2 protein-coding genes are annotated in these 1653 nt (G+C 68.4%); both read left to right on the top strand.

Annotated features, from left to right (window positions below; genetic code table 11):
• Positions 1-973: glycoside hydrolase family 3 protein (locus tag FVW27_RS14910; RefSeq protein ID WP_167126585.1), on the top strand; the 973-nt coding region annotated here is incomplete at its 5' end.
• A 133-nt stretch (positions 974-1106) separates the two neighbouring features.
• Positions 1107-1565 (top strand): tRNA (cytidine(34)-2'-O)-methyltransferase, encoded by a 459-nt coding sequence (locus FVW27_RS14905; RefSeq protein ID WP_167126582.1) that lies wholly within the window; start codon positions 1107-1109, stop codon positions 1563-1565.
• Positions 1566-1653: the final 88 nt, after the last annotated feature.

The raw sequence follows: 1653 nt of genomic DNA, 5'->3' as shown, positions 1-1653 counted from the left end.
CGGGGCAGCCCCCGCCGGGCTGCCGCTGTTCGTGGCCGTGGACCAGGAAGGCGGGCGGGTGCAGCGCCTGAAGCCGGAACGCGGCTTCACCCAGTTCCCTCCGGCGCGGCAACTGGGGCAGGGCAGCACGGATGAAACCCGGCTGCGTGCCGTGGCCATGGGGCGCGAACTGGCCGACGTGGGGGTGAACCTGAACTTCGCGCCGGTGGTGGACGTGGACGTGAACCCGGACAGCCCGGCCATCGGCAGGCTGGGGCGGGCCTACGGGCGCGACCCGCGCATGGTGGCGGCCCACGGGGCGGCGTTCATCAACGGCATGGCCCAGGCGGGCGTGGTGTCGTGCCTCAAGCATTTTCCCGGCCACGGCAGCGCCCGGGCCGATTCGCATCTGGGCGTCACAGACGTGTCCGCCACCCGCAGGCCCGAGGAACTGTGGCCCTACCGCACCCTGCTGCGCCCGGCGGGCAACGCCTGGGCCGACGGCTGGGGCGGCATGGTCATGGTGGGCCACCTGTACGACAACCGGCTGGACGCGGCGCACCCGGCCACCCTGTCGCGCCCGACCATCGACGGGCTGCTGCGCCGCGACATCGGCTGGCGGGGCGTGGTGATCACCGACGACTTGCAGATGGGCGCCATCACCGATCGCTACCCGCTGGAAGAGGTGGTGTTCCGCGCCGTGGACGCGGGGGCGGACATTTTGCTGTTCGGCAACAACCTGCGCTGGCAGCCGGACCTGACCGCGCGGGTGCATGCAACGCTGACCGGCCTCGTGCAGTCGGGCCGCATTTCCGAAGACCGCATCCGCCAGTCGTACCAGCGCATCGCCCGGCTGAAGGGGCTGCTGCGCGCGGGTGATGCCACGCTGGGCGGCAGCGGGCTTGGCGTGCCAGATTTGCCGGATGTTGAGGGAGTTACCGGGGCAAAGATGCTGGACTCTGATGGCAATGTAGGCGTTATGCAGCAAAATTGATAACTAGCTGAGCGTGGCCAATTTTACTCCCCCCACCCTTTGAAAAGTTTGGGAGGATGGGGGTCCGGGGGAAGGAACCTTTTCCAAAAGGTTCCTTCCCCCGGTATGGTCTTTTCAACATACAAGGCGTTACATGCACATCGTTCTGTACCATCCGGAAATTCCGCCCAACACGGGCAACGTGGCGCGGCTGTGTGCGGCCACGCGTACTGAATTGCACCTCATCGAGCCGCTGGGTTTCAGTCTGGACGACCGCTACCTGAAACGTGCCGGACTGGACTACTGGCCGCACGTGAACCTTGCCGTGTGGCCGGACTGGCAGGCCTATCTTGACGGGCCGGGGCGCGAACGCCGCCTGGTCATGACCAGCGCCCGCGCGGGCACGGCGGTGCATCGCTTCGACTTCACCGAGCGCGACGCCCTTGTCTTCGGGCCGGAGACCACCGGCCTGCCCTCGGATGTGCTGGAGGCCACGCCCCACCATGTGCGCATCCCCATCTGGGGCGAGGTGCGCAGCCTGAACCTGTCCACGGCCACGGGCATCGTGCTGTACCAGGCGCTGGCGCACACCGGGGCGCTGGAAGGCCGCTGATGGATTTCCTGTGGGGCGCGTGGTGGGCGTGGGGCCTGCTGGCCGTGCCGCCGCTGGCCCTGCTGCTGGACCTGTGGCTGGGCGACCC

Source organism: Nitratidesulfovibrio liaohensis (assembly GCF_011682075.1).
Taxonomy (GTDB): Bacteria; Desulfobacterota; Desulfovibrionia; order Desulfovibrionales; family Desulfovibrionaceae; genus Cupidesulfovibrio; species Cupidesulfovibrio liaohensis.
Note: the sequence above shows the minus strand (reverse complement) of the source record. Positions and strands in the feature narration are given on the sequence as shown.

Coding starts and splice junctions, on each gene's coding strand:
- FVW27_RS14905 (WP_167126582.1), top strand. CDS start 1,107: ATGCACATCGTTCTGTACCATCCGGAAATTCCGCCCAACACGGGCAAC.